22 protein-coding genes are annotated in these 22,543 nt (G+C 38.1%); 4 read left to right on the top strand and 18 right to left on the bottom strand.

The genetic code is table 11. The annotated features are described in order from the left end of the window. Positions 1-113: 113 nt before the first annotated feature. The 4 genes from rlmN to H592_RS0116830 form a co-directional block, all read right to left on the bottom strand. The gene (gene rlmN / locus H592_RS0116845) at positions 114-1,232 is read right to left on the bottom strand and encodes a dual-specificity RNA methyltransferase RlmN (RefSeq protein WP_028869801.1); all 1,119 of its coding nucleotides are present in this window, start codon (positions 1,230-1,232) and stop codon (positions 114-116) included. A gap of 227 nt (positions 1,233-1,459) precedes the next feature. Continuing rightward, entirely contained in the window at positions 1,460-1,690 is a 231-nt protein-coding gene (locus H592_RS0116840) for a FeoC-like transcriptional regulator (RefSeq protein WP_028869800.1), read from the bottom strand. 12 nt (positions 1,691-1,702) lie between these two features. Continuing rightward, positions 1,703-3,994 carry a Fe(2+) transporter permease subunit FeoB gene (gene feoB / locus H592_RS0116835; RefSeq protein ID WP_028869799.1) on the bottom strand — a complete coding sequence of 764 codons (2,292 nt, stop codon included), beginning with the start codon at positions 3,992-3,994 and terminating at the stop codon, positions 1,703-1,705. 1 nt (position 3,995) lies between these two features. Then, positions 3,996-4,220: a FeoA family protein gene (locus H592_RS0116830; RefSeq protein WP_028869798.1), complete on the bottom strand. Its 225-nt coding sequence runs from the start codon at positions 4,218-4,220 to the stop codon at positions 3,996-3,998. A gap of 323 nt (positions 4,221-4,543) precedes the next feature. Here H592_RS0116830 and yciH point away from each other — a divergent pair, with 323 nt between their 5' ends. Further along, complete coding sequence (gene yciH, locus H592_RS0116825) at positions 4,544-4,870, top strand: stress response translation initiation inhibitor YciH (protein ID WP_028869797.1); 327 nt, start codon at positions 4,544-4,546, stop codon at positions 4,868-4,870. Positions 4,871-5,028: 158 nt separating this feature from the next. Here yciH and H592_RS0116820 read toward each other — a convergent pair whose 3' ends face one another. From H592_RS0116820 to coaE, 5 genes are all read right to left on the bottom strand, one after another. After that, the gene (locus H592_RS0116820) at positions 5,029-5,373 is read right to left on the bottom strand and encodes a HopJ type III effector protein (protein ID WP_028869796.1); all 345 of its coding nucleotides are present in this window, start codon (positions 5,371-5,373) and stop codon (positions 5,029-5,031) included. Between the two features lie 106 nt (positions 5,374-5,479). Beyond that, a complete protein-coding gene (locus H592_RS0116815; protein ID WP_028869795.1) occupies positions 5,480-6,952 on the bottom strand; it encodes a sensor domain-containing diguanylate cyclase in 1,473 nt (490 codons plus the stop codon). A gap of 153 nt (positions 6,953-7,105) precedes the next feature. Next, positions 7,106-7,300 (bottom strand): DNA gyrase inhibitor YacG, encoded by a 195-nt coding sequence (gene yacG / locus H592_RS0116810; protein WP_028869794.1) that lies wholly within the window; start codon positions 7,298-7,300, stop codon positions 7,106-7,108. A gap of 52 nt (positions 7,301-7,352) precedes the next feature. Continuing rightward, complete coding sequence (gene zapD / locus H592_RS0116805; protein ID WP_028869793.1) at positions 7,353-8,084, bottom strand: cell division protein ZapD; 732 nt, start codon at positions 8,082-8,084, stop codon at positions 7,353-7,355. A 54-nt stretch (positions 8,085-8,138) separates the two neighbouring features. Then, positions 8,139-8,753: a dephospho-CoA kinase gene (gene coaE / locus H592_RS0116800; RefSeq protein ID WP_028869792.1), complete on the bottom strand. Its 615-nt coding sequence runs from the start codon at positions 8,751-8,753 to the stop codon at positions 8,139-8,141. A 121-nt stretch (positions 8,754-8,874) separates the two neighbouring features. On the opposite strand from coaE, the gene nadC reads away from it, so the two are divergent. Both nadC and H592_RS0116790 read left to right on the top strand, forming a co-directional pair. Next, positions 8,875-9,729, top strand: coding sequence for a carboxylating nicotinate-nucleotide diphosphorylase (gene nadC, locus H592_RS0116795; protein WP_028869791.1), 855 nt, complete (start codon positions 8,875-8,877; stop codon positions 9,727-9,729). Between the two features lie 72 nt (positions 9,730-9,801). Further along, positions 9,802-10,740 (top strand): DNA ligase, encoded by a 939-nt coding sequence (locus tag H592_RS0116790; protein ID WP_084296318.1) that lies wholly within the window; start codon positions 9,802-9,804, stop codon positions 10,738-10,740. On the opposite strand, the gene mutT is transcribed toward H592_RS0116790, so the two are convergent. From mutT to H592_RS0116775, 3 genes are all read right to left on the bottom strand, one after another. Further along, positions 10,724-11,110 (bottom strand): 8-oxo-dGTP diphosphatase MutT, encoded by a 387-nt coding sequence (gene mutT / locus H592_RS0116785; protein WP_051369226.1) that lies wholly within the window; start codon positions 11,108-11,110, stop codon positions 10,724-10,726. The two genes, H592_RS0116790 and mutT, sit on opposite strands and share 17 nt — an antisense overlap. A 123-nt stretch (positions 11,111-11,233) precedes the next feature. Continuing rightward, positions 11,234-13,957: a preprotein translocase subunit SecA gene (secA, locus tag H592_RS0116780; protein WP_028869788.1), complete on the bottom strand. Its 2,724-nt coding sequence runs from the start codon at positions 13,955-13,957 to the stop codon at positions 11,234-11,236. A gap of 40 nt (positions 13,958-13,997) precedes the next feature. Then, the gene (locus tag H592_RS0116775; protein ID WP_051369225.1) at positions 13,998-14,999 is read right to left on the bottom strand and encodes a M23 family metallopeptidase; all 1,002 of its coding nucleotides are present in this window, start codon (positions 14,997-14,999) and stop codon (positions 13,998-14,000) included. A gap of 120 nt (positions 15,000-15,119) precedes the next feature. On the opposite strand from H592_RS0116775, the gene H592_RS0116770 reads away from it, so the two are divergent. Next, positions 15,120-15,593 (top strand): DciA family protein, encoded by a 474-nt coding sequence (locus tag H592_RS0116770; RefSeq protein ID WP_028869786.1) that lies wholly within the window; start codon positions 15,120-15,122, stop codon positions 15,591-15,593. Between the two features lie 213 nt (positions 15,594-15,806). On the opposite strand, the gene lpxC is transcribed toward H592_RS0116770, so the two are convergent. From lpxC to murC, 6 genes are all read right to left on the bottom strand, one after another. Then, positions 15,807-16,736, bottom strand: a complete 930-nt coding sequence (gene lpxC / locus H592_RS0116765; RefSeq protein ID WP_028869785.1) for a UDP-3-O-acyl-N-acetylglucosamine deacetylase — start codon at positions 16,734-16,736, stop codon at positions 15,807-15,809. An 86-nt stretch (positions 16,737-16,822) separates the two neighbouring features. Continuing rightward, positions 16,823-18,058: a cell division protein FtsZ gene (gene ftsZ / locus H592_RS0116760; RefSeq protein WP_245600445.1), complete on the bottom strand. Its 1,236-nt coding sequence runs from the start codon at positions 18,056-18,058 to the stop codon at positions 16,823-16,825. Between the two features lie 34 nt (positions 18,059-18,092). After that, entirely contained in the window at positions 18,093-19,337 is a 1,245-nt protein-coding gene (gene ftsA / locus H592_RS0116755; protein WP_028869783.1) for a cell division protein FtsA, read from the bottom strand. A 68-nt stretch (positions 19,338-19,405) separates the two neighbouring features. Further along, positions 19,406-20,149 (bottom strand): cell division protein FtsQ/DivIB, encoded by a 744-nt coding sequence (locus tag H592_RS0116750; RefSeq protein WP_028869782.1) that lies wholly within the window; start codon positions 20,147-20,149, stop codon positions 19,406-19,408. Positions 20,150-20,152: 3 nt separating this feature from the next. After that, positions 20,153-21,073 (bottom strand): D-alanine--D-alanine ligase, encoded by a 921-nt coding sequence (locus H592_RS0116745; RefSeq protein WP_028869781.1) that lies wholly within the window; start codon positions 21,071-21,073, stop codon positions 20,153-20,155. Continuing rightward, a complete protein-coding gene (gene murC, locus H592_RS0116740; protein ID WP_028869780.1) occupies positions 21,073-22,533 on the bottom strand; it encodes a UDP-N-acetylmuramate--L-alanine ligase in 1,461 nt (486 codons plus the stop codon). The genes H592_RS0116745 and murC overlap by 1 nt, the downstream gene beginning before the upstream one ends. Between the last annotated feature and the right edge of the window lie 10 nt (positions 22,534-22,543).

Below are 22,543 nucleotides of genomic sequence, written 5' to 3'. Positions count from 1 at the left end.
AATGTCTTTCAAGCATCTCTATTGTGAAGTAACTTGTTGTTTGATGCATGCTTTTTTTAACTGTTCTTGAACTGGATCGTATTGTTCAAGAACAGAATTTAGGCTTTTTGTTATTAACTCTGTTGAATATTGATGTTTTCACCATGTTGGCGTTTATTCATGGTGCGTTTAGTACGGTCAATAACATCACCCACTAATTGTCCACAAGCAGCGTCGATATCATCACCGCGTGTTTTACGTACGATCACCGTATAACCATATTCCATCAACACTTTATTGAATCGGTCAACACGACTGTTACTTGGCTTAGTATAGTCATTACCTGGAAATGGGTTAAATGGGATCAAATTAATTTTACACGGTGTGTCTTTTAATAAATGCGCTAACTCGTGCGCTTGATCCGTAGAATCATTAACGTGGTCTAATAATAAATATTCTACCGTCACTTTACCGCGGTTTGCATTCGACTTACTAATATAACGTTTTACACCGGCTAAGAAGTCGGCAATATCATATTTGTCGTTAATGGGCATCATTTTAGAACGTAGCGCATCATTCGGTGCATGCAATGAAATCGCTAAAGCCACATCAATACGATCGCCTAAGATATCTAACGCAGGCACGACACCCGATGTAGATAACGTCACACGACGCTTCGATAATGCATAACCTAAATCATCTAACATTAATTCCATTGCAGGAATGACGTTATTTAAATTTAATAATGGTTCGCCCATGCCCATCATTACCACGTTAGTAATAGGTCGAGTACCACTTTCCCCCATCACACCGATAATTTTAGCCGCGCGCCATACTTGTCCGATAATTTCAGACACGGTCAAATTACGGTTGAACCCTTGTTGAGCCGTTGAACAGAAATCACAAGCTAACGCACAACCTACCTGTGAAGATACACATAATGTTGCACGGTCTTTTTCAGGGATATAAACGGTTTCAACTTCTTGATTACCAACAGTCATTGCCCATTTAATGGTGCCATCTTCACTGCGTTGTTCAACTTTAACTTCTGGTGCAATTATCTCTGCACGTTGCTTTAATTTTTCACGCAATGCTTTATTAATATTGGTCATTTGATCAAAATCATCACAACCAAAATGGTAAATCCATTTCATTACTTGTTCGGTACGAAACGGTTTTTCACCCATTTCGGTGAAAAAATCACGTAAACCTTGACGGTTCAAATCTAACAGGTTTACTTTTTTCTGACTCATGGAATGCCTCAACTAGACTAATTCTGGTATAAATTCGGAGGTGGATTGTACATATTTTGAATAACTGATGCTAGTCACAAATTTTAACTAAAAAAATACCTGAACCAGTTACTGCATCAGGTATTTGTTGTGTAAGGTTTATTAGCAAAAAATAAATTTGCAAGAAATGATCAACGAAACAAGCTTCAACCCCCTATTTCATGTTCTTGGGCAGTTAGTGTGAGCGATTATAATAAGGTTGTCATTGGGATAACTTGTTGTTTATGCCAACTATAGAAAACCTGTGGAGGCAGTTTATCTCCGCGTTGATTAATTGTTTTTTGTATATGCCCTGCTCGGATCAGTATTTCAATCATCGGTGCAAGCCCATTTCTTTGTAACCGAAAATGCTTTAACAATGTGCCTTCTTCTACACGTTGTTGTGTTTCAATATAGTCTGATAAACGCTTTAAAATCATTGTTACTCCTCTTTACACTAAGGATTGCTCAGAACTAATGGAGACGTCAGCAAGTAAGTTGCCTTTCGACTTTAACTTATACAACACGCCTAAAATTATAACAGCGGAACCTAATAAGTACGCGAGGCTAACCATAGGGTGTAATGCAAAGGTCGCGATTTGGTAATAAGCAACCGAAACAATATAAGCAATGGCAGTGGACCAAACGGCGATAAATCGTGCCCAATTCATACCTACTTCCCTGACGATCGCGCCCATCGCAGCAGCGCACGGTGCATAAAGTAGGATAAATAGTAAATAAGCAAACGCAGCTTCTTGGCTAACAAAGGCTTGTTGAATATTGCTATAAATAGTTAAATCAACACCTTGTACTTCAGCAGCCGTTGTTAAATCCCCTAACTCTCCGACATTTATGCCTAAAGGGTCGCTAATATCAATGCCCATTAGATTTTCAGGAATAGTCGCTAATGCTTCATTAAGCTTCTCTAACAAGCTTAACTCTGCTTCTGCGCCTGCATCTTGGGTTGAGTACAAGTTATTAAGTGTGCCTACTACCGCTTCTTTTGCGAAAATACCTGTTACTATCCCCACGGTAGCTGGCCAGTTTTCATTATTAATACCCAATGGCGATAAAATAGGGGTAATAATTTGTGCCCCTTGACTTAGCAATGAGCTTTCACTGTCTTGATGGCCAAAACTACCGTCAATCCCTACCGAGTTAATGACGTTCAGTAATGTCACCACTAAAACGATGGTTTGTCCGGCTCCAAATAAAAAACCTTTTAGTTTTTGCCATGTTTTGATTAAAGTATTTTTAACGGTTGGTATTTCATAGTCAGGTATTTCTAAAAACATACTTTCACTTTTACCCGGCAGAATCGTTCTACTTAGTACATACCCTGTCAGTACGGCAACTAAAATACCAATCAAATACAATAGGAAGACAATATTTTGTCCTTGCTCCGGAAAAAATGCACTGGCGAATAAAGCATAAACAGGTAATCGAGCTCCACATGACATAAATGGAGACATGATTACGGTGAGCAGGCGTTCGCGCTCTTTTTCTAAGGTTCTTGCGGCCATCACTGCGGGTACGGTACAACCAAAACCCACAATCATTGGCACAAAGGATTTGCCCGGCAAACCGATAAACTGCATGGCACGGTCAATAACAAACGCCGCTCTTGCAAGGTAGCCTGAACTTTCAAGCACGGCTAAGAACAGATACAAACAGGCAATCACGGGAATAAACGTCATGACGGTTTGAATACCATTGCCAACGCCATAGGCTAATACATTTATCAGCCATTCAGGGGCATTAATCAGACTTAACCATTGTGCCATTTGATCAACAAAAATAGCACCAGCGGCAATATCAAAGAAATCAATAAATGCACTACCAATATTGATAGAGAACATAAACATCAAATACATCACTAATAAAAACACTGGGATCCCAGTAAATCTATTTAAAGTAACCGCATCAATTTTTTCCGTTAATGTTTGGCTTAAATGTCCCTTTGTTCTAACCGCTTCCTGTGTGATTGTGTAAATGTAGGAGTAGCGAACATCGGCTATTTGTAAATCGACATCAATTGCTAATGAGCTTCTTAGCTGTTCAATAGTCTGTTTATCTTGCTGATTAAAGCCTTGTAATATTGAATAATCATTTTCAATACATTTGATCGCTAATGCTTGTCGTTTAAGGCGAGTATTAGTAGGAAATAATTGTGATGTTTGCTCAATAATGGGTTGTAATTGTTGTCCATAGTCGAGATAAAAGTCAGCTCCTAAGCTGGCTAAATCAAGTTCGCTAAATGTATGCTTTAATTGTTTTACCGCTTTTTGATCATGCGCAGATAGTGACACAACAGGGCAGCCTAACTGTTTACTGAGTTGCTTTTCATTAATCACTACATGTTGTTTATCTGCTAAGTCCATTTTATTCAGTACAACAAGCACTGGTAAACCAAGCTCTAGCAACTGCAGGGTTAAATACAAACTTCTTTCTAAGCAGCTCGCATCAATAATATTCATCACGATATCAGGTTGACTTTGCATCATATATTCAAAGGCAACGCGTTCATCTAATGAAGTGCCAAACTGGTCGAGGTCAAGGTTGTAGATACCAGGTAAATCAATGATTTTAACCGTTTGCTGCTCACCTAAACTAAAATGCCCTGTTTTTTTCTCAACAGTCACACCACTCCAGTTACCAACACGTTGATTGCTGCCCGTAAGCGAATTGAATAAAGTAGTTTTACCTGAATTGGGGTTACCAATGGTTGCAATATTTAAGGTCATATTAACGCTCCACTATGATCTGATTGGCGATACTTTTACGTAAAGCAATGGAGCTATTGGCACAGCGAATAGCTATCGGGTCACCCATTGGAGCAACCCGTAATAATTGTATTTGTGCTTTTGGTAAAAAGCCTAAATTAAGTAGTTTTTTGCGCATGACAGGCTCTATGGCATTGATGTTCACAATGTTTGCTGTTTGGCCTATTTTTAATTCTGATAATGTCATCGTTGATCCTCACCACTGTTGCACTGAATGCGTCTATCAGCACTTGTTACTAAACAACAAGGTAATACAAACTATTATCATTAACAATGTAAAACACCTTAAAAGCTCAGCTATAAAGCGGTCTCTTGTTTTAGATCAATTTGTAACCTTAAAGCACCATGAAGTGAGGATTCTTTCATCGTAATTGCGTTATAAAGGTGTTGATAAATGAATTTTATAAAAGGATTTTATGACAGAATTTTAAAGTGAATATTTTATTGAATTTTGCATCTGCAGTATTAACGGGTATAAAATAGGTAAAACTCAAATAAGTAGGAATGATGATGGATTTTGGTGATTTAAATGTAGTTTATTCTACTGACGGTGGAAAAGTAGAAAAAACCAAACAAAAACAAGTTGCGCCTGAGGGTGACGGCATTATTCGTCTACATCGTGAAACTAAAGGGCGTAAGGGTAAAGGTGTCACGTTAATTAAAGGTTTGCAACTTGACGATAAAGCAATTAAAGCATTAGCGAAAGAAATTAAAAAGCGCACCGGTTGTGGTGGCACGGTAAAAGACTTTGTTATCGAAATCCAAACAGACCAACGTGAGATTATTAAATCTGTATTAGAAAAACAAGGTTACCAAGTTAAGTTGGCTGGCAGTTAGATTAACTCCTTATTAAATTAGGCGTTTGCTAAATAAAGCACTAGTAAATTTAACAAGTAGTGACCAATAGTGAATGATTTTATTTGAAAAAGGGCTAATAATAAGCCCCTTTTTTATGACAAATAGCAATACAATTCTGTCATAAGTTATTTAAGCGATTATAACGGATTTAATGCCACTGCATCAAAATGGATACCAGACCAACCATTAAGCATAAACTGACGAATATTTTGGTGATCACTGGCTTCAGGGTTTTCTAGAACATCATTACGGTAATAGATACCAAAACAAGCTAAGGTTTGCGCTTCAGTTAATTTATTTAATTGTGCAAATGAAAAAACCTTACATGAGCCTGAGTTTTCACCTTCCGCATTAACTTGCAAACCATTGCTAAATGACGTTTCGGTAAATGCATAGTTTGCTTCAATCACTGCCATTGTATCGGCAAACTCAACCTGCTCCGGTTGTGTATTCAGTTTTGCTATAAAGTCTTGTAACGTCATTATTTTCCCTTGTATTTCATTTATTATAATTGTGATGATTTTTGGTTATAGGTTTTAATTTTTAGACAACCGTTATCAATAAAGTGGTGATTGACTACAATTGTTATCATTCATCAGCTATATATTGTACTTGATTACGTCCATTTTGTTTTGCTGAATAAAGGGCTTTATCAACTAATGCCATCATCTCCGTCACCGTTTTAACTTCCGGACGAACCACCGCTACTCCAATACTCAATGTCATCTGTACCGCTTCAGCGTGATCATTCATAACAATACATTCTTGCACTGCTTTTCTGATACGCTCAGCAACGACAACCGCTTGTTCAAGGTTAGTATGTGGTAATAGTATAATAAATTCATCACCACCGATCCTAGCAAAAACATCGACATCTCGCAGCGAATGAAAACAAACTTGAGTGAAGGCAACCATTGCTCTATCGCCTGTCGCATGACCATGTGTATCATTAATCAATTTAAAGTGGTCAATATCCAAGGCAAAAATAACCAAATCTGTTTCATATCGATGCACTAGACTTAACTCTTTATTAGCCTCTAACATAAAACCTCGACGATTTAATGTTTTGGTCAAGTGATCAGTTTGCGCTAACAACAAGAGTTTTTTAGCTTGATCCAATTGTTTCCAATAATTCAATAGCAACAAAATCGACATTATAAATAATATGCTGACAATACTGAACATCATCAATGTTTTTAAATACCAACTTTTTAACCAGTCTGTGTCGGCTTCACCAACGATGATATAAAACGGTAAAGTATCAACTTTACGCATACCATAAAAACGACTTTCAGTATCCAATGGGGACTTATACTGAAAGGTAGATAAAGTATCACGATCGGAGCCAACGTACTCAGCAGCAACTTTATCTTGGATCTGCACACCCACTTTCCCTGGCATTTGAGGTTTTCTGGCTAACAACACCATATTGCTATCAATCACACCTATCACGCCATGTTTATCCAGCACTACTTGATCGATTAAAGTTGAAAAGAAATTAAGCTCTATTTGAAAGCCGATCATGCCACCGAATTCTTTTGAGCCACCGCGAAAAGCTCGATTTTGCACAACACTGAGATTTCCCGTTGTGCTCTTAAAGGAGGGCGTCACATATTGTCCTGAGTTTTCATCGTTTCTATGTTCAATACACCAATCTCGTTTGCTGCCATTAAAGCCTATTGCAGATGACCGGGGTGGGTAGTTATAAGCATGAGAAATGATACAGTTTTCATCTGCAGTGCCTATGCCAGTGTAATAATTAGGTAAAGTTTGTAGTTTAGAAGTGAGAAATTTTATAGTTGCTTGTTGTTGGCTTGGATTGGGATGTGGGTAAATCAAATCATCTGATGAAATACGACTCATTATGTCTAACAAGACATAATCGGATGCTTGAAATTCTCCCTTCAGCCATTCAGCGATCAGGAAACTTGTATTACCGACGCGAGAGCGAACCGCTTCTTTTTCCTTCGCATAACTTGCATATGTATCGTAAACAGCATAGCTCAGGATTAACACACAAAATAAAATACAACATAGCAAACTTCGTCTATATTCGTTCATACGTACCTACTTTTAATAGAGTCTTGTATCTAATGAATATTTACAGAGGGATAAATGAAAATATCCAGAATGTATTTTAAGTTAGGCTAACATTCTGGATTTATACAGTATAAATTATTTTTTGTTTCGGTTATTAAAAATAAATGGCTTTATTTAATCTTCTTCAAAATAAATAGTTTTGTTTTGTGGCAAATTCTCAGGGCTAACAGACTCGCCTTTAATCCGTTTTTCTTCGTCGGCCCATTCACCTAAATCAATAAGCTGACAACGTTTACAACAAAATGGACGGTATAAACTTTGTTTATCCCAAACAACTTGTTTTTGACAAGTTGGGCAATTAACTTTCATCGTTCTTCCTTACATATTTAATCTTTTATTTTAACATTAATCGCTTATGTTATTAACAAAAAACCTGTTCAAATTCTATATAATCAGCGTGGCTATTTTCAGCATTGGCATTCATAAAACGAACCGAATAACGATGTTTGTGCCCTGATATCATAGGATATACCTGTAACGCAGGATCCACATTAATGATAATAAACAAGGCATGTTCAACTTCACCTTGGTAAAAAGCATTCTTAGCACGCTGTTTAGACTTAATACCTTGATGACGTTTCATTTTCAAAAATAATGTTAACGCACGCTCTAATACATCAAAGTGTTCAAACCATTTTAGAGCATCTGCCTTTTGTACCGAAATAGGCTGTGCTTGCCAGAAGTGAAACTGCGGCAAATCAAAGTTACAACAACCACCCGGAATGAAAAAGCGTTGTTTTAACGATGTTAAAAAACGACTGTCTTTGAAGAATTTTAATTGTTTTGACATAACTAACAAGGTACTAATTAATTCACTTATTTCTACCATTAATGCCTTAATAGCTTTTGTATCTGCCTGCTCCCAAGCGAGCCATGATTGCATATCTTCTAATAAAGCGCGTAAGTCTTTAATTAAATCATGGCGAATATCACTGCGATCACTTAATTCTATTAATTCAAATAATGATTTGAAATAAGCAGTGGCATCACTTTCATGATCCAAACCCATGCTTTGCTTAATTTGTAAAAAAAGTGATTCAAAGCGTAAGTAACAACGACTTTTTTCTGTAAGGGGGTATTCAAAAGAGATCATAAAATAGTCTATTTATTTGTTTTATAAAAAGTAAGGTTACATTAAAAGGCATAACTAAGAGTTAAATGTCTTCTTTTTTAGGGATAAAAATTTCAAATGTAACGATTTAATTTGTTGTTTTAAAGCAACGCGATCAATACTACTGTTGTCAATAACATAATCAGCTTGTTGTAAGCGAAGCGAACGGCTAATCTGCGCGTCCATAATGGCTTGAATTTGAGATTTTGAATTTTCGTCTCGTTTCATTGCCCGCTCGATCTGCAATTTTTCATCCACATCAACGACTAGCGTATAGTCAGTATATTGGGTCAGTTTATTTTCCAGTAATAATGGCGCTTCCAAAATCACATATTCACTCTTAGCCATCTTTAATTGCGCTAATAATGTATCGCGAATGATGGGATGCAATAATGCATTTAACCATTTTTTTTTAGCGTCAGATTGAAAAATAAGTTGCCTCAGCTTCGCCCTATCAAGTTCGCCTGCAGCATTTAAGACATCGCTGCCAAAATAAAGTTCAATTTCAGTTAATGCTTGTTGTCCAGGTTCAACTACCTGCCGAGCAACTTTATCTGCATCAACAATATCTATTCCTAAAGCGGTAAATTCTTTTGCTACGGTTGATTTTCCGCTACCAATACCGCCTGTTAAGCCAATAATCACTTGCATTATATCTTCTCTTTATATTGATCTGTATCTCTTATTTTATAAGAGTTAAGCATTAAGGTCATTGGTATTCAAAGGCCATTAGGGTAATATTTCATTTTTTATCCCCGTCTGGAAATTTACCATGATTGAACAAGAAATTGCACAAAGTGTTAGCTTAGCGTTAAACGAAGATTTAAATGGATTATCAGCAGCAGAAGGTGACATTACTGCTAATTTAATTCCTGAAGATAAACACTCAAAAGCGACAGTAATTACACGTGATGATGCAGTTTTCTGTGGTAAGGCTTGGACTCAAGAAGTATTTCGCCAATTGGGTGATCAAGTGGTTATCACTTGGCATGTTAAGGACGGAGATTTTGTTCTCGCTAATAGCCCTTTATTTACATTACAAGGTCCAGCAAGAACATTATTAACGGGTGAACGTACTGCATTAAACTTTATTCAAACGTTATCAGGTATCGCGACCACCACCAAATACTACTCTGACTTAATTGCGTCGACTCAATGTAAATTATTAGATACACGTAAAACATTACCCGGTTTACGCAATGCCTCTAAATATGCCGTTGTATGTGGAGGTGGTTTTAACCATCGTATTGGACTTTATGATGCCTACTTAATTAAAGAAAACCATATTATGGCCTGTGGTGGTATTAAACAAGCAATAACCGTGGCTAATCAACAGCACCCGGAACGTTGGGTAGAAGTTGAAGTGGAAAGCATTGATGAACTCAAACAGGCACTAGATGCGGGTGCACAACGTGTTATGTTAGATAACTTCAGCATTGCAATGATGTTAGAAGCTGTAGCCATTAATAAAAGTAATTCACGACAAGCAGATTTAGAAGTATCGGGCAATGTAGATAACACGACTATTTTAAGTTATGCCGAAACCGGTGTTGACTATATTTCAGTAGGTGCATTAACCAAACATGTGCATGCTGTCGATTTATCAATGCGTTTTATTCAAGAATAAAAATAACCTAACGCTAAAAAACTTCCTACACTTATAAAAGTCTTTGTTCTTTTAACTGTGTTGGAGGTTTTTATGATAGATACGCTTGCTCGCTTCACTCCCTACCTGTTGCTCGTCACGATAAACAGATTAATAAACCACTATTATATATTATGCAACTGCCTCACCCGCTTAAGACAGAGAAAAACAGGACTCCTGATAATACTCACCCTCTTTAGTACAACTTTTTGTTATGCGCAGACACCTGCTATCCAACTTGCAACCACCTTTCGACAAGACATTAATATTGAACAATATTTTGTCAGTGAAAAATTAGATGGATTACGTGCTTACTGGGATGGTAAACAACTTATATCCAAGCAGGGTAACCGTTTCACCGCCCCGGTTTGGTTTACACGTGACTTTCCTACTACTGCACTGGATGGTGAGCTATGGATATCACGACAACAATTTGAAAAAGTGTCAGGTATTGTGCGCACTCAAGATGTAAATAATTCTCACTGGCAACAGGTGAAGTTTATGATATTTGATCTACCACTTAGCCCAGCACCATTTTCACAACGTATTCAGCAGATGCAACAATTAGTTGATCAAGCGAATAGTCCCTATTTACAGATCATAAAACAACAGAAATTAACCTCTATTACCGCTTTATACGCATTGCTAGATAAGGTTGTTGATGAAAATGGAGAAGGTTTAATGTTGCACCACGAGCAAGCTTTATATCAACATAAGCGTAATAGAGACTTGATGAAGCTGAAAAAATTTGAAGATGCAGAAGCGATAGTGATGGAACATCTACCTGGTAAAGGTAAGTACAAAGGGCAACTGGGTTCTTTATTAGTAAAAACGGAAGATGGCATCACCTTTAAAATAGGCACTGGTTTTAGTGATAAAGAACGCCAAAACCCACCGCCAATTGGCACAACCATCAGCTATCGTTTTACCGGTAAAACGCGTAACAATGTGCCACGATTTGCCTCATTCATGCGTGTTAGAGTAATTTATTGATCACTGTTAAATTAGCTTTAGGGAACTCATATTCACAGAGTTGGGAGACACCAACCCATTTTATCTGTTGCCCTTCTAAGGACACTGGCTCACCTTCATAGTCACTGACTAAATAAAAGTGCAGACTTAGATTTAGTTGATCGTATTGAAAATTCAGTGAATCAAATAAAGTGAACTGGGTTGCACTTAACCCGACCTCTTCTTTCAACTCACGCAACATCGCTGTTTCGAGCGCTTCTCCCTGCTCAACTTTTCCTCCTGGAAATTCCCACTTTCCAGCAAGATGCTTACCTTGTTGGCGGCGGCTAATAAGTAGTTGTTTCTGTTCATTTTGTACAATGGCAATACTGATGGTTTGTTGTTCTATCATAATATTCACACTTACTTGAATCGATTAAGCTTATTTACGCTTTAAAAAAAAGGTGGTCTTCAAAGAAGTACCACCTTTTATATCATGCTGTACCGATGTTATCTAAATAATACCGGTATTAGATCACCCTAACTTACCATGACATTGCTTGAATTTTTTACCTGATCCACAAGGACATGGCTCATTACGCCCCACCTTTTTGTTTTCACGAATAAAGGTATCAGCTGTTTCAGCTGTTTCTTTTTCAGCTTCACCATCACTATTGACTTGCGCATGTTGATATTGAATTTTCGCTTTCTCTTCCGCTTCACGGCGTTGTTGGTCAATTGCTTCGGCTTCTTCTTTACTTTGAATTTGCACTTTAGACAAAATGCCCACCACATCCATTTTCAAGTTTTCTAACATCGCAATAAACAGTTCAAAAGACTCACGTTTATATTCTTGTTTTGGATCTTTTTGAGCGTAACCACGTAGATGAATACCCTGACGAAGATGGTCCATCGCCGCTAAATGCTCTTTCCACAACATATCAATAGTTTGCAACATCACTGATTTTTCAAATCCAGCAATAATAGATTCGCCCACTTGCTCTTTTTTATCTTGGTAAGTATTACGAGCATGCTCGACGATATTTTCACGAATGGTTTCTTCTTGTAAATTAGCATCGTCGGTTAACCATTGTTGCACTGGCAACTCGATCAAGAAATCTTGTTTCAGACGCGCTTCTAATCCAGCTAAATCCCATTGCTCCGTTAACGAATGTTGTGGTACATATTCATCGATGCAGGTATTGAAAACGTCTGCCCACATTTGCTCAATATTTTCAGTGATATTATCACTGTCCATAATGCCATTACGTTGTTGGTAAACGACTTTACGTTGATCATTAGCAACATCATCAAAGTCCAACAATGATTTACGCATGTCAAAGTTACGGCCTTCCACTTTACGTTGTGCATTTTCAATCGCGCGAGTTACCCAAGGATGCTCAATCGCTTCTCCATTTTCCATGCCTAATTTTTTCATCATATTAGACACTTTTTCAGAAGCAAAGATACGCATTAACGAATCTTCCATCGACAAGTAGAAACGGCTTTCACCAGCGTCACCTTGACGCCCCGCACGGCCACGTAATTGGTTATCGATACGACGCGATTCATGTCGCTCAGTACCTACAATATATAAACCGCCAGCAGCTAATACCGCCGCTTGATCTTCTTTCCATGCAGCAGTTTCAGCAACAATTTGTTGTTCAGTCAGTTCACCTAACTTTTCTAGACGGTTTTGTAAATTACCACCTAGCACAATATCTGTACCACGGCCGGCCATGTTAGTCGCAATGGTAACTGATCCTAACGCCCCTGCTTGTGCGATAATATCAGCTTCTTTTTCATGGAATTTAGCATTTAAAACATTGTGCTTAATATTTGCTTTTGTCATCAACTCAGAAAGTAATTCAGAGTTTTCAATTGAAACGGTACCGACTAACACAGGTTGGCGACGCTCTAAACGAGTTTTAATATCTTCTATAATAGCTTGGTATTTTTCAAGCTCAGTTAAGTACACTAAATCGCCGCCATCTTTACGTACCATTGGACGGTTCGTAGGGATAACAATGGTTTCTAAACCATAAATAGATTGGAATTCAAACGCTTCGGTATCAGCCGTTCCGGTCATTCCACCTAGTTTTTCATATAAACGGAAGTAATTCTGGAAAGTGATTGATGCAAGGGTTTGGTTTTCATTTTGAATTTTAACCCCTTCTTTTGCTTCAACAGCTTGATGTAAACCTTCAGACCAACGACGACCAGGCATAGTACGCCCAGTATGTTCATCGACTATAACCACTTCACCCTGCGCGGTCACAATGTATTCAACATCTTTTTCAAACAGAGTATGAGCTCGTAATGCAGCGTTAACATGGTGTAATAGGCTAATGCTTGATGCCGCGTATAACGACGTGTTTTCTTCTAATAAACCGCGCTCTTGTAGAATACGCTCAACTTTTTCTTGGCCGCGTTCAGTTAATAATACTTGCTTACTTTTCTCATCAACAGTGAAGTCACCTTCACCCACATATTCTTCAGTATCTTCTTTATCTTGTTGAGTCAGTAAAGGAATAATTGAATTAAGTTTGGTATAAAGCGTTGCATCACCATCGGTAGGGCCTGAAATAATCAATGGTGTTCTTGCTTCATCGATTAAAATAGAGTCAACCTCATCGACAATAGCAAAATGAAGACCGCGCATAACGCGTTGTGATGCTTCAAAAGCCATGTTGTCGCGCAGGTAATCAAAACCGAACTCGTTATTCGTACCGTAGGTGATATCTGCAGCGTATGCAGTACGTTTTTCTTCACCGGTCATACCTGACAAGTTAATGCCAACGGTTAATCCGAGATATTCAAATAGTTTTGCATTCCATTCCGCATCACGACGCGCTAGGTAATCATTCACAGTAATAACATGCACACCGTTGCCGGTTAACGCATTTAAATAAGCAGGTAATGTTGCCGTTAACGTTTTACCCTCACCAGTACGCATTTCTGCAATTTTATTCTCATTTAATACAATACCGCCAATCAACTGCACATCAAAATGACGCATACCAAATACACGTTCAGAAGCACTTCTGACTACTGCAAAAGCTTCAACCAAAATATCATCTATGGTTTCGCCTTTAGCGAGACGTTCTTTAAAGTAAGATGTTTTGGCTTTTAGCTCTTCTTCCGATAGTGCTTTAATCTCCGGTTCAAGTTTATTAATTTCATTTACTACTTTACGTAGGTTCTTAAGGTAACGGTCATTTCGACTGCCTATTATTTTTGTTATTAGCGATGTGATCATTTTGCTTTCTCATTGTAAAAAGTCGGATAAAAGTTGTAATTTAGCTTGGTAATCTTTGTATATAATAAACTGGGTCTATTTGGGTGCCATCTTTGATGACTTCATAGTGCACATGTGGCCCTGTAGAGCGACCTGTTGTTCCCATCACTGCTATTTGTTGACCTTTTTCAACAATAGCCCCCACCGCGACAAGTAACGATGAAGCATGTGCATAACGTGTTCTCAAACCACTGCCGTGATTAATCTCAACCACATAACCATAACCAGTGCGCGCTTCTGATGTCGTAACTACGCCTGCGGCAGTCGCATTAATTGACATGCCTGTATGTCCAGCGATATCAACGCCTTTGTGGCGACGTAAACGCCCCGTAAATGGGTCTGTTCGCGTACCAAAGGGTGAAGAGATCCAAGAGCCTTGAATTGGAACAGGGCGACCAGAAATGAATAACTCATCTGTAAGATGGAGATTAGTTAATGTAATTTCAAGTTGTTGCAGTAAATTTTGATTCTTTTGGTACTGATATGCGAGGAGCGATACATTTTTATGAAGTTTTACTAGGTCTGAAGTGTCTAACGTATTTATATTCGAAACAACATTTAACGGTACAGGTTGCTCAATGTCTTCATCCACTGACTCTGCATTTGTGGAAGTATTATCAATCGGCTCATGGTCAATCGCCTCTTCTACGACTTGCTCGTTATCAGACTCTATATTTTGGTCTAGGCTTTGATCTAGACTTTGTTCTAGGCCATTGGCATCAAGGATAAGCCCTTGATCGATATATTGGTTAATATCAAACTCAAATTCCTCTTTGGGAAAATTTGATTTATCGATAATACGTTCGCCCAAATTATTTAAACGAATACTCTGTGCTTGTAATTGACCTATCTTAACAGCCAGTGCTTGCACTTGTTGATTAGTTTGAGATTGTAAGGTGTCTAAATATTGTTGTTTAATAAGGTCTCGCTCGCCGAGAGCTTGTATTTTATGTTGAGTCAATTGTTGATGGTAATGCGATTGTAATAGCCAAGCACTCGTCATCAAGATCGCGACAATCAATATGCACACGAAAATAAATGTCGATCTTGTTATAGAAAAGTTATGTTCAGTCTCCTTCCTATTATAAATAACCGTTATACTCATAAACTTAATTCACTATTGATGGCTGCTATGAAATCTTACAAGAAACAACCTAAACCCATTGCACTATTATTAGAAAAAAATAGTTATCAGAAAAGTACATCCTTGATAACTAAGTTGGATATGGTACTACAAAGGCTTTTAAAACAACACAACATCAGTGGATGTCGTATAGGAAATATTGAAAATGGGACTTTGATTATAGAAAGTCCGACCTCACTTTGGCTTCAGCGTTTACAATTTATACGAAGTGATATCCTCAGCGAATTGCGCACGCATCATTCATCTTTGATTAACATCAAGGTCAAAGTTAACCCAGCCCTTGCAAAAGTGAGTCCATCACAACTAAAAACCAACAAACCAGTAAAAAAACGCGCACAAAAAATGAGTAAAGATATTGCAGACTCCTTTTTAGCATTAGCTGAAAATGCTGATCCTAAATTAAAAAAAGCACTACAATCATTAGCTAAATTCTCAACCAATAAAAGTGAATAATAGCGATTAACTAATCAGGCTATTCAATTCTGTTCTGCTCTGTTGTATTGCTTAAAGTAGACCACCTCTTTGCTGCTGATTCTAAATTGCACAAGTATTTATCAAAACAATTTCCCTAAAAAACATAAAAAAAAACCACTTTCAAATAAAGTGGTTTTCAATGAAGTCTATATTGGCTTAACTAAACATTTAATTAAATCTTAATTAAATGTTTTAAGCAGTAACAAACACAGGCTCAATATATTGTATAGGTGATTCGCTCACAGGTTCTTCAAAGGTCACCATTTCAAATGCTTCTTGATCTGCAAGTAATGCACATAAAAGTTTGTTATTTAAGGCATGCCCAGTTTTATAGGCTTTTAAATGACCCAGAATACTATAACCAGATAAATATAAATCACCGATAGCATCTAATACTTTATGTTTTACAAATTCATCTTCATAACGTAAACCTTCAGGGTTTAATACACGGAATTCATCTAAACCAATCGCATTATCTAAACTAGCACCTAGTGCTAAATTATTAGATTGTAGGTACTCAACGCTTTTCATGAAACCAAAAGTACGTGCACGACTGATTTCTTTGACAAATAAATCACCTGAAAACTGCATTTCAACATGTTGGTTTTGACCTTCAAATACAGGATGATCAAAATCAATTTTAAAATCTAAGCTAAAGCCATTATCAGAAGGCTGCAACTCAGCCCACTTACCTTCTTTTTCATCTTCCACACGTACTGTTTTCTTAATACGAATGAATTTTTTAGCTGCATTTTGCTCTTCGATACCAGCAGATTGAAGCAAGAAAATAAAAGGACTCGCACTACCATCCATAATTGGAATTTCTGGTGCGTCAACGTCGATAATAATATTATCAATACCTAGACCAGCCAAAGCAGCAGATAAATGCTCAACAGTAGAAATTTTCTGTCCTTGATCGTTCACTAAACAAGTACATAAAAGCGTTTCTTGTACTGCTTGTGCATGTGCTTTAAAGCTAACCACCGGGTCAAGGTCAATACGACGGTAAACAATACCCGTGTTAACAGGTGCAGGGTGCAACTCAATGGTTACCTTGTTCCCTGAATGTAAACCAACACCTGTTGATTTAACACTTTGTTTTAATGTTCTTTGCTTAATCATAAAATGACCTCCACTACGATGATATCTGCGACGAATGATAACAGTTTGAGATCAATATCACAAACTGTTATATCGCTAGCTTTAATTTAGTTATCTGCTTGACGTCTTAAAAAAGCAGGAATATCCAAGTAACTTTCGGCGCTAGTTTTATCTTTAACTTCAGCAATTGGCTCTACTATTTCAGGCTCTGTTTGACTAACATCTTCAGTTTCTGCAGTGCTTTTTGCAACGTCCACTTCAGGCGCTTTCTCAACGTTCTCAGCTGTTTTCTGAGTATTAAGCGTAGGGTTTTTAACTACATTTAATTCAGATTTACGCTCACCAATACCCGTTACAATAACTGTAACGTGTAATTCGCCCGTCTCTAGGGTTGGGTCAACGGTTACACCGATGATGTTTTGAGAGTCATCAGAAGCAAATTGTTTTAACGCATCACCCACAGTGTGGTACTCATCCCAACTGAAATCGATACCAGCAACGATATGTACAAGTACACCACGTGCATCTGATAGATCAACATCTTCTAATAATGGGCATGAAATAGCTTCTTCAACGGCTTCTTCAGCACGGTTCTCACCAGAAGAAACACCAATTCCCATTACCGCAGTCGTACCCGCTTCTGTCATGACAGTGCGTACATCCGCGAAATCGATATTGATAGTACTTTCTTCATTATTGATGATTGAAGAAAAGCCAGAAACCGCATCATAAAGTACGCCATTCGCAGCACGTAATGCATCTAAGAAAGAGATACCACGCGGTAACGATTTTTGTAATTTATCATTTGGAATAATCAACAAAGAGTCGATATTCTCAGATAAACGAGCAATACCCTGCGTTGCGTAATTCATTCGCTTACGGCCTTCAAACAAAGAAGGTTTTGATACGACACCGATCGTTAATGCACCTTCCTCTTTAGCGATTTCAGCAACAACTGGACAAGCACCAGTACCTGTTCCACCACCCATACCAGCAGCAATAAATACAACATCGGCACCAGCGACGATTTCTCGAATACGCTCTTTATCTTCAAGTGCTGATTTATAACCAATTTCTGGGTTTGCACCGGCACCTAAGCCATTAGTGATATTAGATCCTAATTGTAAGCGAATATCTGCTTTTGATGAACGTAATGCTTGCGCATCGGTATTCATAGCAATAAATTCAGCGCCAGTTAGGCCTTTTTCGATCATATAATTGATCGCGTTACCACCACCACCACCAATGCCAATAACTTTAATTATGGCTTGTGCTGAATGGTCTTCATCATCGATTATTTCAAACATTTGACTCTCTTCCACTCTATTAACTTCTTGTGACATCGTCTGTTACCACCCAATCCATGTAACTTGATAACTAATATTCTTTTTTTATCCAGTTTTTTATTTTACCGAATAAACTTGTAAAACGATTTTCCGGCTCAGCATCCTCTTCACCTGCAAACTCGTCATTTTTATAACGTAATAAACCTACTGCCGTAGAATAAGCTGGTGAGTTTACATCATCAGCTAATCCTTGAATATGCTCCGGTTTACCAATTCGAACTTGAATATTACCAAAGACTTCTTCAGCAATTTCAACCAAACCTTCAATTTGAGCGGCACCACCTGTTATGACAACACCCGCCGCTAATTGTTGCTTTAAACCTTCACGCGCAAACTTATCATTCAATTTAAAGATTTCATTCTTAACTAAAGTTAATAGCTCACTGTATCGTGGCTCAATAACATCTACTAATATTGAACGCTGCAAACTACGTGCAGGCCGACCACCAACACTCGGTAAGTCGATGGTTTCTTCATCTAGTACTAAGCGTTTATTTAGACACCCATATTTAACTTTTATTGCTTCAGCTGACGTTGGTGGAGCACTAAATGCAATGGCAATGTCATTAGTTACTGAGTTACCTGCGTAATCAAGTACCATACTATGCTGTAACGAACCCGCAATATAGATAGACAGGTCCATTGTACCACTCCCCATATCGATCATACAGACACCCAGCTCTTTTTCATCTTCACTGAGAATAGCTTCGCTTGATGCAACACCTGAAAAAGTTAACTGATCAATCACAAGACCACTACGTTCAACTGCTTTTTCTAAGTTTTTAACTAGGTCATTATGACAAGTAATTAAATGTACATTTGCTTTTAGCTTAACACCCGATAACCCAATAGGATTATTAATGTGCCCTTGGGAATCAATAGAGTATTCCTGAGGAATGACATGTAATAAGCGCTGTTCGTCACGAATTTTCACTGATCGTGCGTTATGGATCACACTTTCAACGTCATAGGTAGTCACTTCATGTGCTTCAATCGCCCAAGTACCTGATTCATTCATTGATTCAATGTGTGAACCAGAAACTGATAAGTTAACTGACGAGACTCGACAGTCAGCCATATCTTCTGCTTGCTTTAACGCACTTGTAATCGACTCAACAACTGCATCTAAGTTAGTTACCGATCCTTTATCAACTCCCTTGGACGGGGCACTGCCCACTCCAACGATATTAATTACATCATTTGCTAATAACTCACCGATTAAGACAACCACTTTATTACTACCAATGTCTAAACCAACTGTGTAATTACTTTCCATTCGTCTATCACCATTTTCTCTATTTTAAGAGAGAAGAATTAACTCAACATGAGCACAAAATTGTTATATTAGGTTTTATTATTTTCTGTTTTCTTCCATCCAATTGCCAACCCTGTATCATAACGAAGGTCAACATAATCGATGGAGCTAATTTCATATTTTTGTGCAATTCTTGGAAATGCATTTAAAAATAATTGTATGCGTTCTAATTTTTGTTCTTTACCTAACTTCAAACTAATGCCATTTCTTAACACCAATTCACTGGCATTACGTTGGTCACTGTGTAAAGCAGCAATTCTGTATTGACTTGGCAACAATAACTGATTTAATTGCAAATAAGTATTCAGCACTTGTTCAGCATGTTTATCATCACCAGACAGAGCAATATAATCATTCTCAGGTTCAGGTACCACATCGATAATTTCACCAAACCTATTCAATAATGACTTCTGGTTCCATGAAGCAACAATCGATTGCTCAACAATATGAATCTTTAACGTATCCGGCCAATTTTTTCGAATCGATGCAGAATAAACCCAAGGTTTTTGTTCTAACTGTTTTTGGATTTCAGCTATTTCTAAAGTAAAGAAATTTAACCTATCCTCTTGATCTGCTAATACCTCTCTCACCACGTCTTCAGTAATATGCTCGCGGTGGCCCGTAAGGACTAATGCCGTTAAGGGTGATGATTGGTGGTCCGTTAACCAAAATTTTAATTTAAAAAAGCTGTCCTGTAAGGCATACATTAAAAGTACAAAAACAAAGAAACCAATCCATTTGCTTATTTTGACTTGTTTTAACTTATGCCACATAGATTATAAAGTTTGCTCTAAAATAGATAACACTAATTGATCAAAGCTAATACCCGCTTGTTTCGCCGCTTTCGGTACTAAACTGGTTTCAGTCATTCCCGGCACTGTATTCACTTCTAATAGGAACCAGTTTTTGTTTTCATCACGCATAAAGTCAACACGCCCCCAACCACTACAGCCAATGGTTTTAAACGCTTCTTCAGCTAAATGGTTTAACTTGTTTAGTTCATTATCTGACAGTCCACAGGGACACAAATATTGTGTTTCTGTGGATTGATATTTTGCTTGATAATCATAAAATTGATTCGTTGTTTTCATGCTAATAGCCGGTAATGCGCGACCATTTAGCATTGAGACAGTAAATTCATCACCAGTTATCCAAGATTCTAACAATACTTTATTATCAAACTTAAACGCTTCTTCTAAAGCAGCCACCAATTGTTCTGCATTGTCTGCTTTAGCCATACCAATACTTGAACCTTCATGAACAGGTTTAACCATTACAGAACCTGATAAGGCAGCTAGTATATCGGTAGCGCTTGATGGTTCAAAGTTTTCTTTGATAATAATTTGATAGCTTGCAGTCGGTAACTGACAACTTTGCCAAATTTGCTTAGTTTTGGCTTTATCCATACCAATTGCTGAGCTCGACACATCACTACCAGTAAACGGAATATTCAATGTTTTTAAAAAACCTTGAATAGTGCCATCTTCCCCACCTCGACCGTGCAACACAATAAAGGCACGCTCAAAACCTAACGCTTTAATTTGTGAAATATCATCCAATTTAGGGTCAACCGCATGGGCATCAACACCTTGACGAAGTAAAGCATTTAACACAGCATTACCCGATTTTAATGAGATTTCACGCTCAGCACTATCTCCACCAAACAAAACTGCTACTTTTCCAAAATCAACCGCCATTAACCTGCACTCACTTGTGTCATTTTTTCGATATTTAATTTTAATTCAGCTAAGGTTTTAACAACAGCACCAATATTACCCGCGCCTTGAGTAAGCACCAAATCACCCTCTTGAATCACTTTTGCTAATGCACCCGGCAAAGCTTCCGGTGAGGCAACAAAAATAGGCTCTTTACCACTTTGTTGGCGAATTGTGCGACATAGCGAACGGCTATCTGCCCCCGCGATTGGCGTCTCACCTGCGGAATAAACATCTAATAATAATAGTTGGTCAACCTGCGATAAAACATGTGCGAAATCTTCGTATAAATCACGGGTACGTGTATAACGATGTGGTTGGTACGCCATAACAAGACGTTTTTCAGGCCAACCTTCTCGCGCTGCGTTGATAGTAGCTTGTACTTCGGTTGGGTGATGACCATAATCATCCGCTAACATCGCTTTACCACGACCGGTTTCGAATTCACCATATTGCTCAAAGCGACGGCCAATACCTTCAAAACTTTGTAGTGCTGCTAAAATAGCCGCATCTTCAATATCATCTTCCATTGCAACAGCAATTGCCGCCGCCGCATTCAATGCGTTATGTTTACCAGGTAAATTTAACTGGATCGTTAAATCAGGGCGATTATTACGGTGCACTAAAAATTCACTTCTGCTAACTGTTTGTTGAAAGTTAGAAATACGTACATCGGCTTGCTCATGGAAACCATAGGTCACGCATTGGCGAGCAAAACGTGGGATCAAATTCTCTACCACTTGGTCATCTAAACAAACAACCGCGGTCCCATAAAAAGGCAAGTTTTGAATAAATTGCACAAACGTATCTTTTAAAATTTCAAAGTCACCTTGATAGGTGTCCATGTGATCAGCTTCGATGTTGGTTACCACTGACACCATGGGTTGTAGATGTAAGAATGAAGCATCACTTTCATCAGCTTCGGCAATTAAATAACGACTTTGTCCTAATTTAGCATTAGTACCAGCACTATTTAGCAAACCACCAATCACAAAAGTAGGATCTAAATCTGCTTCACGATAAATACTCGCAATCAAACTCGTTGTGGTGGTTTTCCCATGTGTACCCGCAACGGCAACACCATGGCGATAACGCATCAACTCGGCTAACATTTCCGCACGACGAACCACTGGAATACGCGCTTGCTGTGCCGCCAATAACTCAGGGTTTTCTTTATTAATGGCTGTTGAAACAACCACCACTGAAGCACCATAGATATTCTCTTGTGCATGGCCAATAAAGATTTCCACACCAATGGTACGCAGACGTTTAACGACTGTATTTTCAGCAATATCAGAACCAGTGATTTTATAGCCTTCATAGGCTAATACTTCAGCAATTCCTCCCATACCAGCTCCACCTATCCCCACAAAGTGGATCTGTTTTACACGGCGCATTTCAGGGATCATGGTACGGATTTCTGCTAATTCAATTTTTATCATCGGAATTCAC

It is taken from the genome of Psychromonas arctica DSM 14288 (genome assembly GCF_000482725.1).
Lineage (GTDB): Bacteria > Pseudomonadota > Gammaproteobacteria > Enterobacterales > Psychromonadaceae > Psychromonas > Psychromonas arctica.
The sequence above is the reverse complement of the archived record's forward strand: the minus strand, read 5'-3'. Positions and strand labels throughout refer to the sequence as shown.

Coding starts and splice junctions, on each gene's coding strand:
- rlmN (WP_028869801.1), bottom strand. CDS start 1,232: ATGAGTCAGAAAAAAGTAAACCTGTTAGATTTGAACCGTCAAGGTTTA.
- H592_RS0116840 (WP_028869800.1), bottom strand. CDS start 1,690: ATGATTTTAAAGCGTTTATCAGACTATATTGAAACACAACAACGTGTA.
- feoB (WP_028869799.1), bottom strand. CDS start 3,994: ATGACCTTAAATATTGCAACCATTGGTAACCCCAATTCAGGTAAAACT.
- H592_RS0116830 (WP_028869798.1), bottom strand. CDS start 4,220: ATGACATTATCAGAATTAAAAATAGGCCAAACAGCAAACATTGTGAAC.
- yciH (WP_028869797.1), top strand. CDS start 4,544: ATGGATTTTGGTGATTTAAATGTAGTTTATTCTACTGACGGTGGAAAA.
- H592_RS0116820 (WP_028869796.1), bottom strand. CDS start 5,373: ATGACGTTACAAGACTTTATAGCAAAACTGAATACACAACCGGAGCAG.
- H592_RS0116815 (WP_028869795.1), bottom strand. CDS start 6,952: ATGAACGAATATAGACGAAGTTTGCTATGTTGTATTTTATTTTGTGTG.
- yacG (WP_028869794.1), bottom strand. CDS start 7,300: ATGAAAGTTAATTGCCCAACTTGTCAAAAACAAGTTGTTTGGGATAAA.
- zapD (WP_028869793.1), bottom strand. CDS start 8,084: ATGATCTCTTTTGAATACCCCCTTACAGAAAAAAGTCGTTGTTACTTA.
- coaE (WP_028869792.1), bottom strand. CDS start 8,753: ATGCAAGTGATTATTGGCTTAACAGGCGGTATTGGTAGCGGAAAATCA.
- nadC (WP_028869791.1), top strand. CDS start 8,875: ATGATTGAACAAGAAATTGCACAAAGTGTTAGCTTAGCGTTAAACGAA.
- H592_RS0116790 (WP_084296318.1), top strand. CDS start 9,802: ATGATAGATACGCTTGCTCGCTTCACTCCCTACCTGTTGCTCGTCACG.
- mutT (WP_051369226.1), bottom strand. CDS start 11,110: ATGATAGAACAACAAACCATCAGTATTGCCATTGTACAAAATGAACAG.
- secA (WP_028869788.1), bottom strand. CDS start 13,957: ATGATCACATCGCTAATAACAAAAATAATAGGCAGTCGAAATGACCGT.
- H592_RS0116775 (WP_051369225.1), bottom strand. CDS start 14,999: ATGACGAGTGCTTGGCTATTACAATCGCATTACCATCAACAATTGACT.
- H592_RS0116770 (WP_028869786.1), top strand. CDS start 15,120: ATGGCTGCTATGAAATCTTACAAGAAACAACCTAAACCCATTGCACTA.
- lpxC (WP_028869785.1), bottom strand. CDS start 16,736: ATGATTAAGCAAAGAACATTAAAACAAAGTGTTAAATCAACAGGTGTT.
- ftsZ (WP_245600445.1), bottom strand. CDS start 18,058: ATGTCACAAGAAGTTAATAGAGTGGAAGAGAGTCAAATGTTTGAAATA.
- ftsA (WP_028869783.1), bottom strand. CDS start 19,337: ATGGAAAGTAATTACACAGTTGGTTTAGACATTGGTAGTAATAAAGTG.
- H592_RS0116750 (WP_028869782.1), bottom strand. CDS start 20,149: ATGTGGCATAAGTTAAAACAAGTCAAAATAAGCAAATGGATTGGTTTC.
- H592_RS0116745 (WP_028869781.1), bottom strand. CDS start 21,073: ATGGCGGTTGATTTTGGAAAAGTAGCAGTTTTGTTTGGTGGAGATAGT.
- murC (WP_028869780.1), bottom strand. CDS start 22,533: ATGATAAAAATTGAATTAGCAGAAATCCGTACCATGATCCCTGAAATG.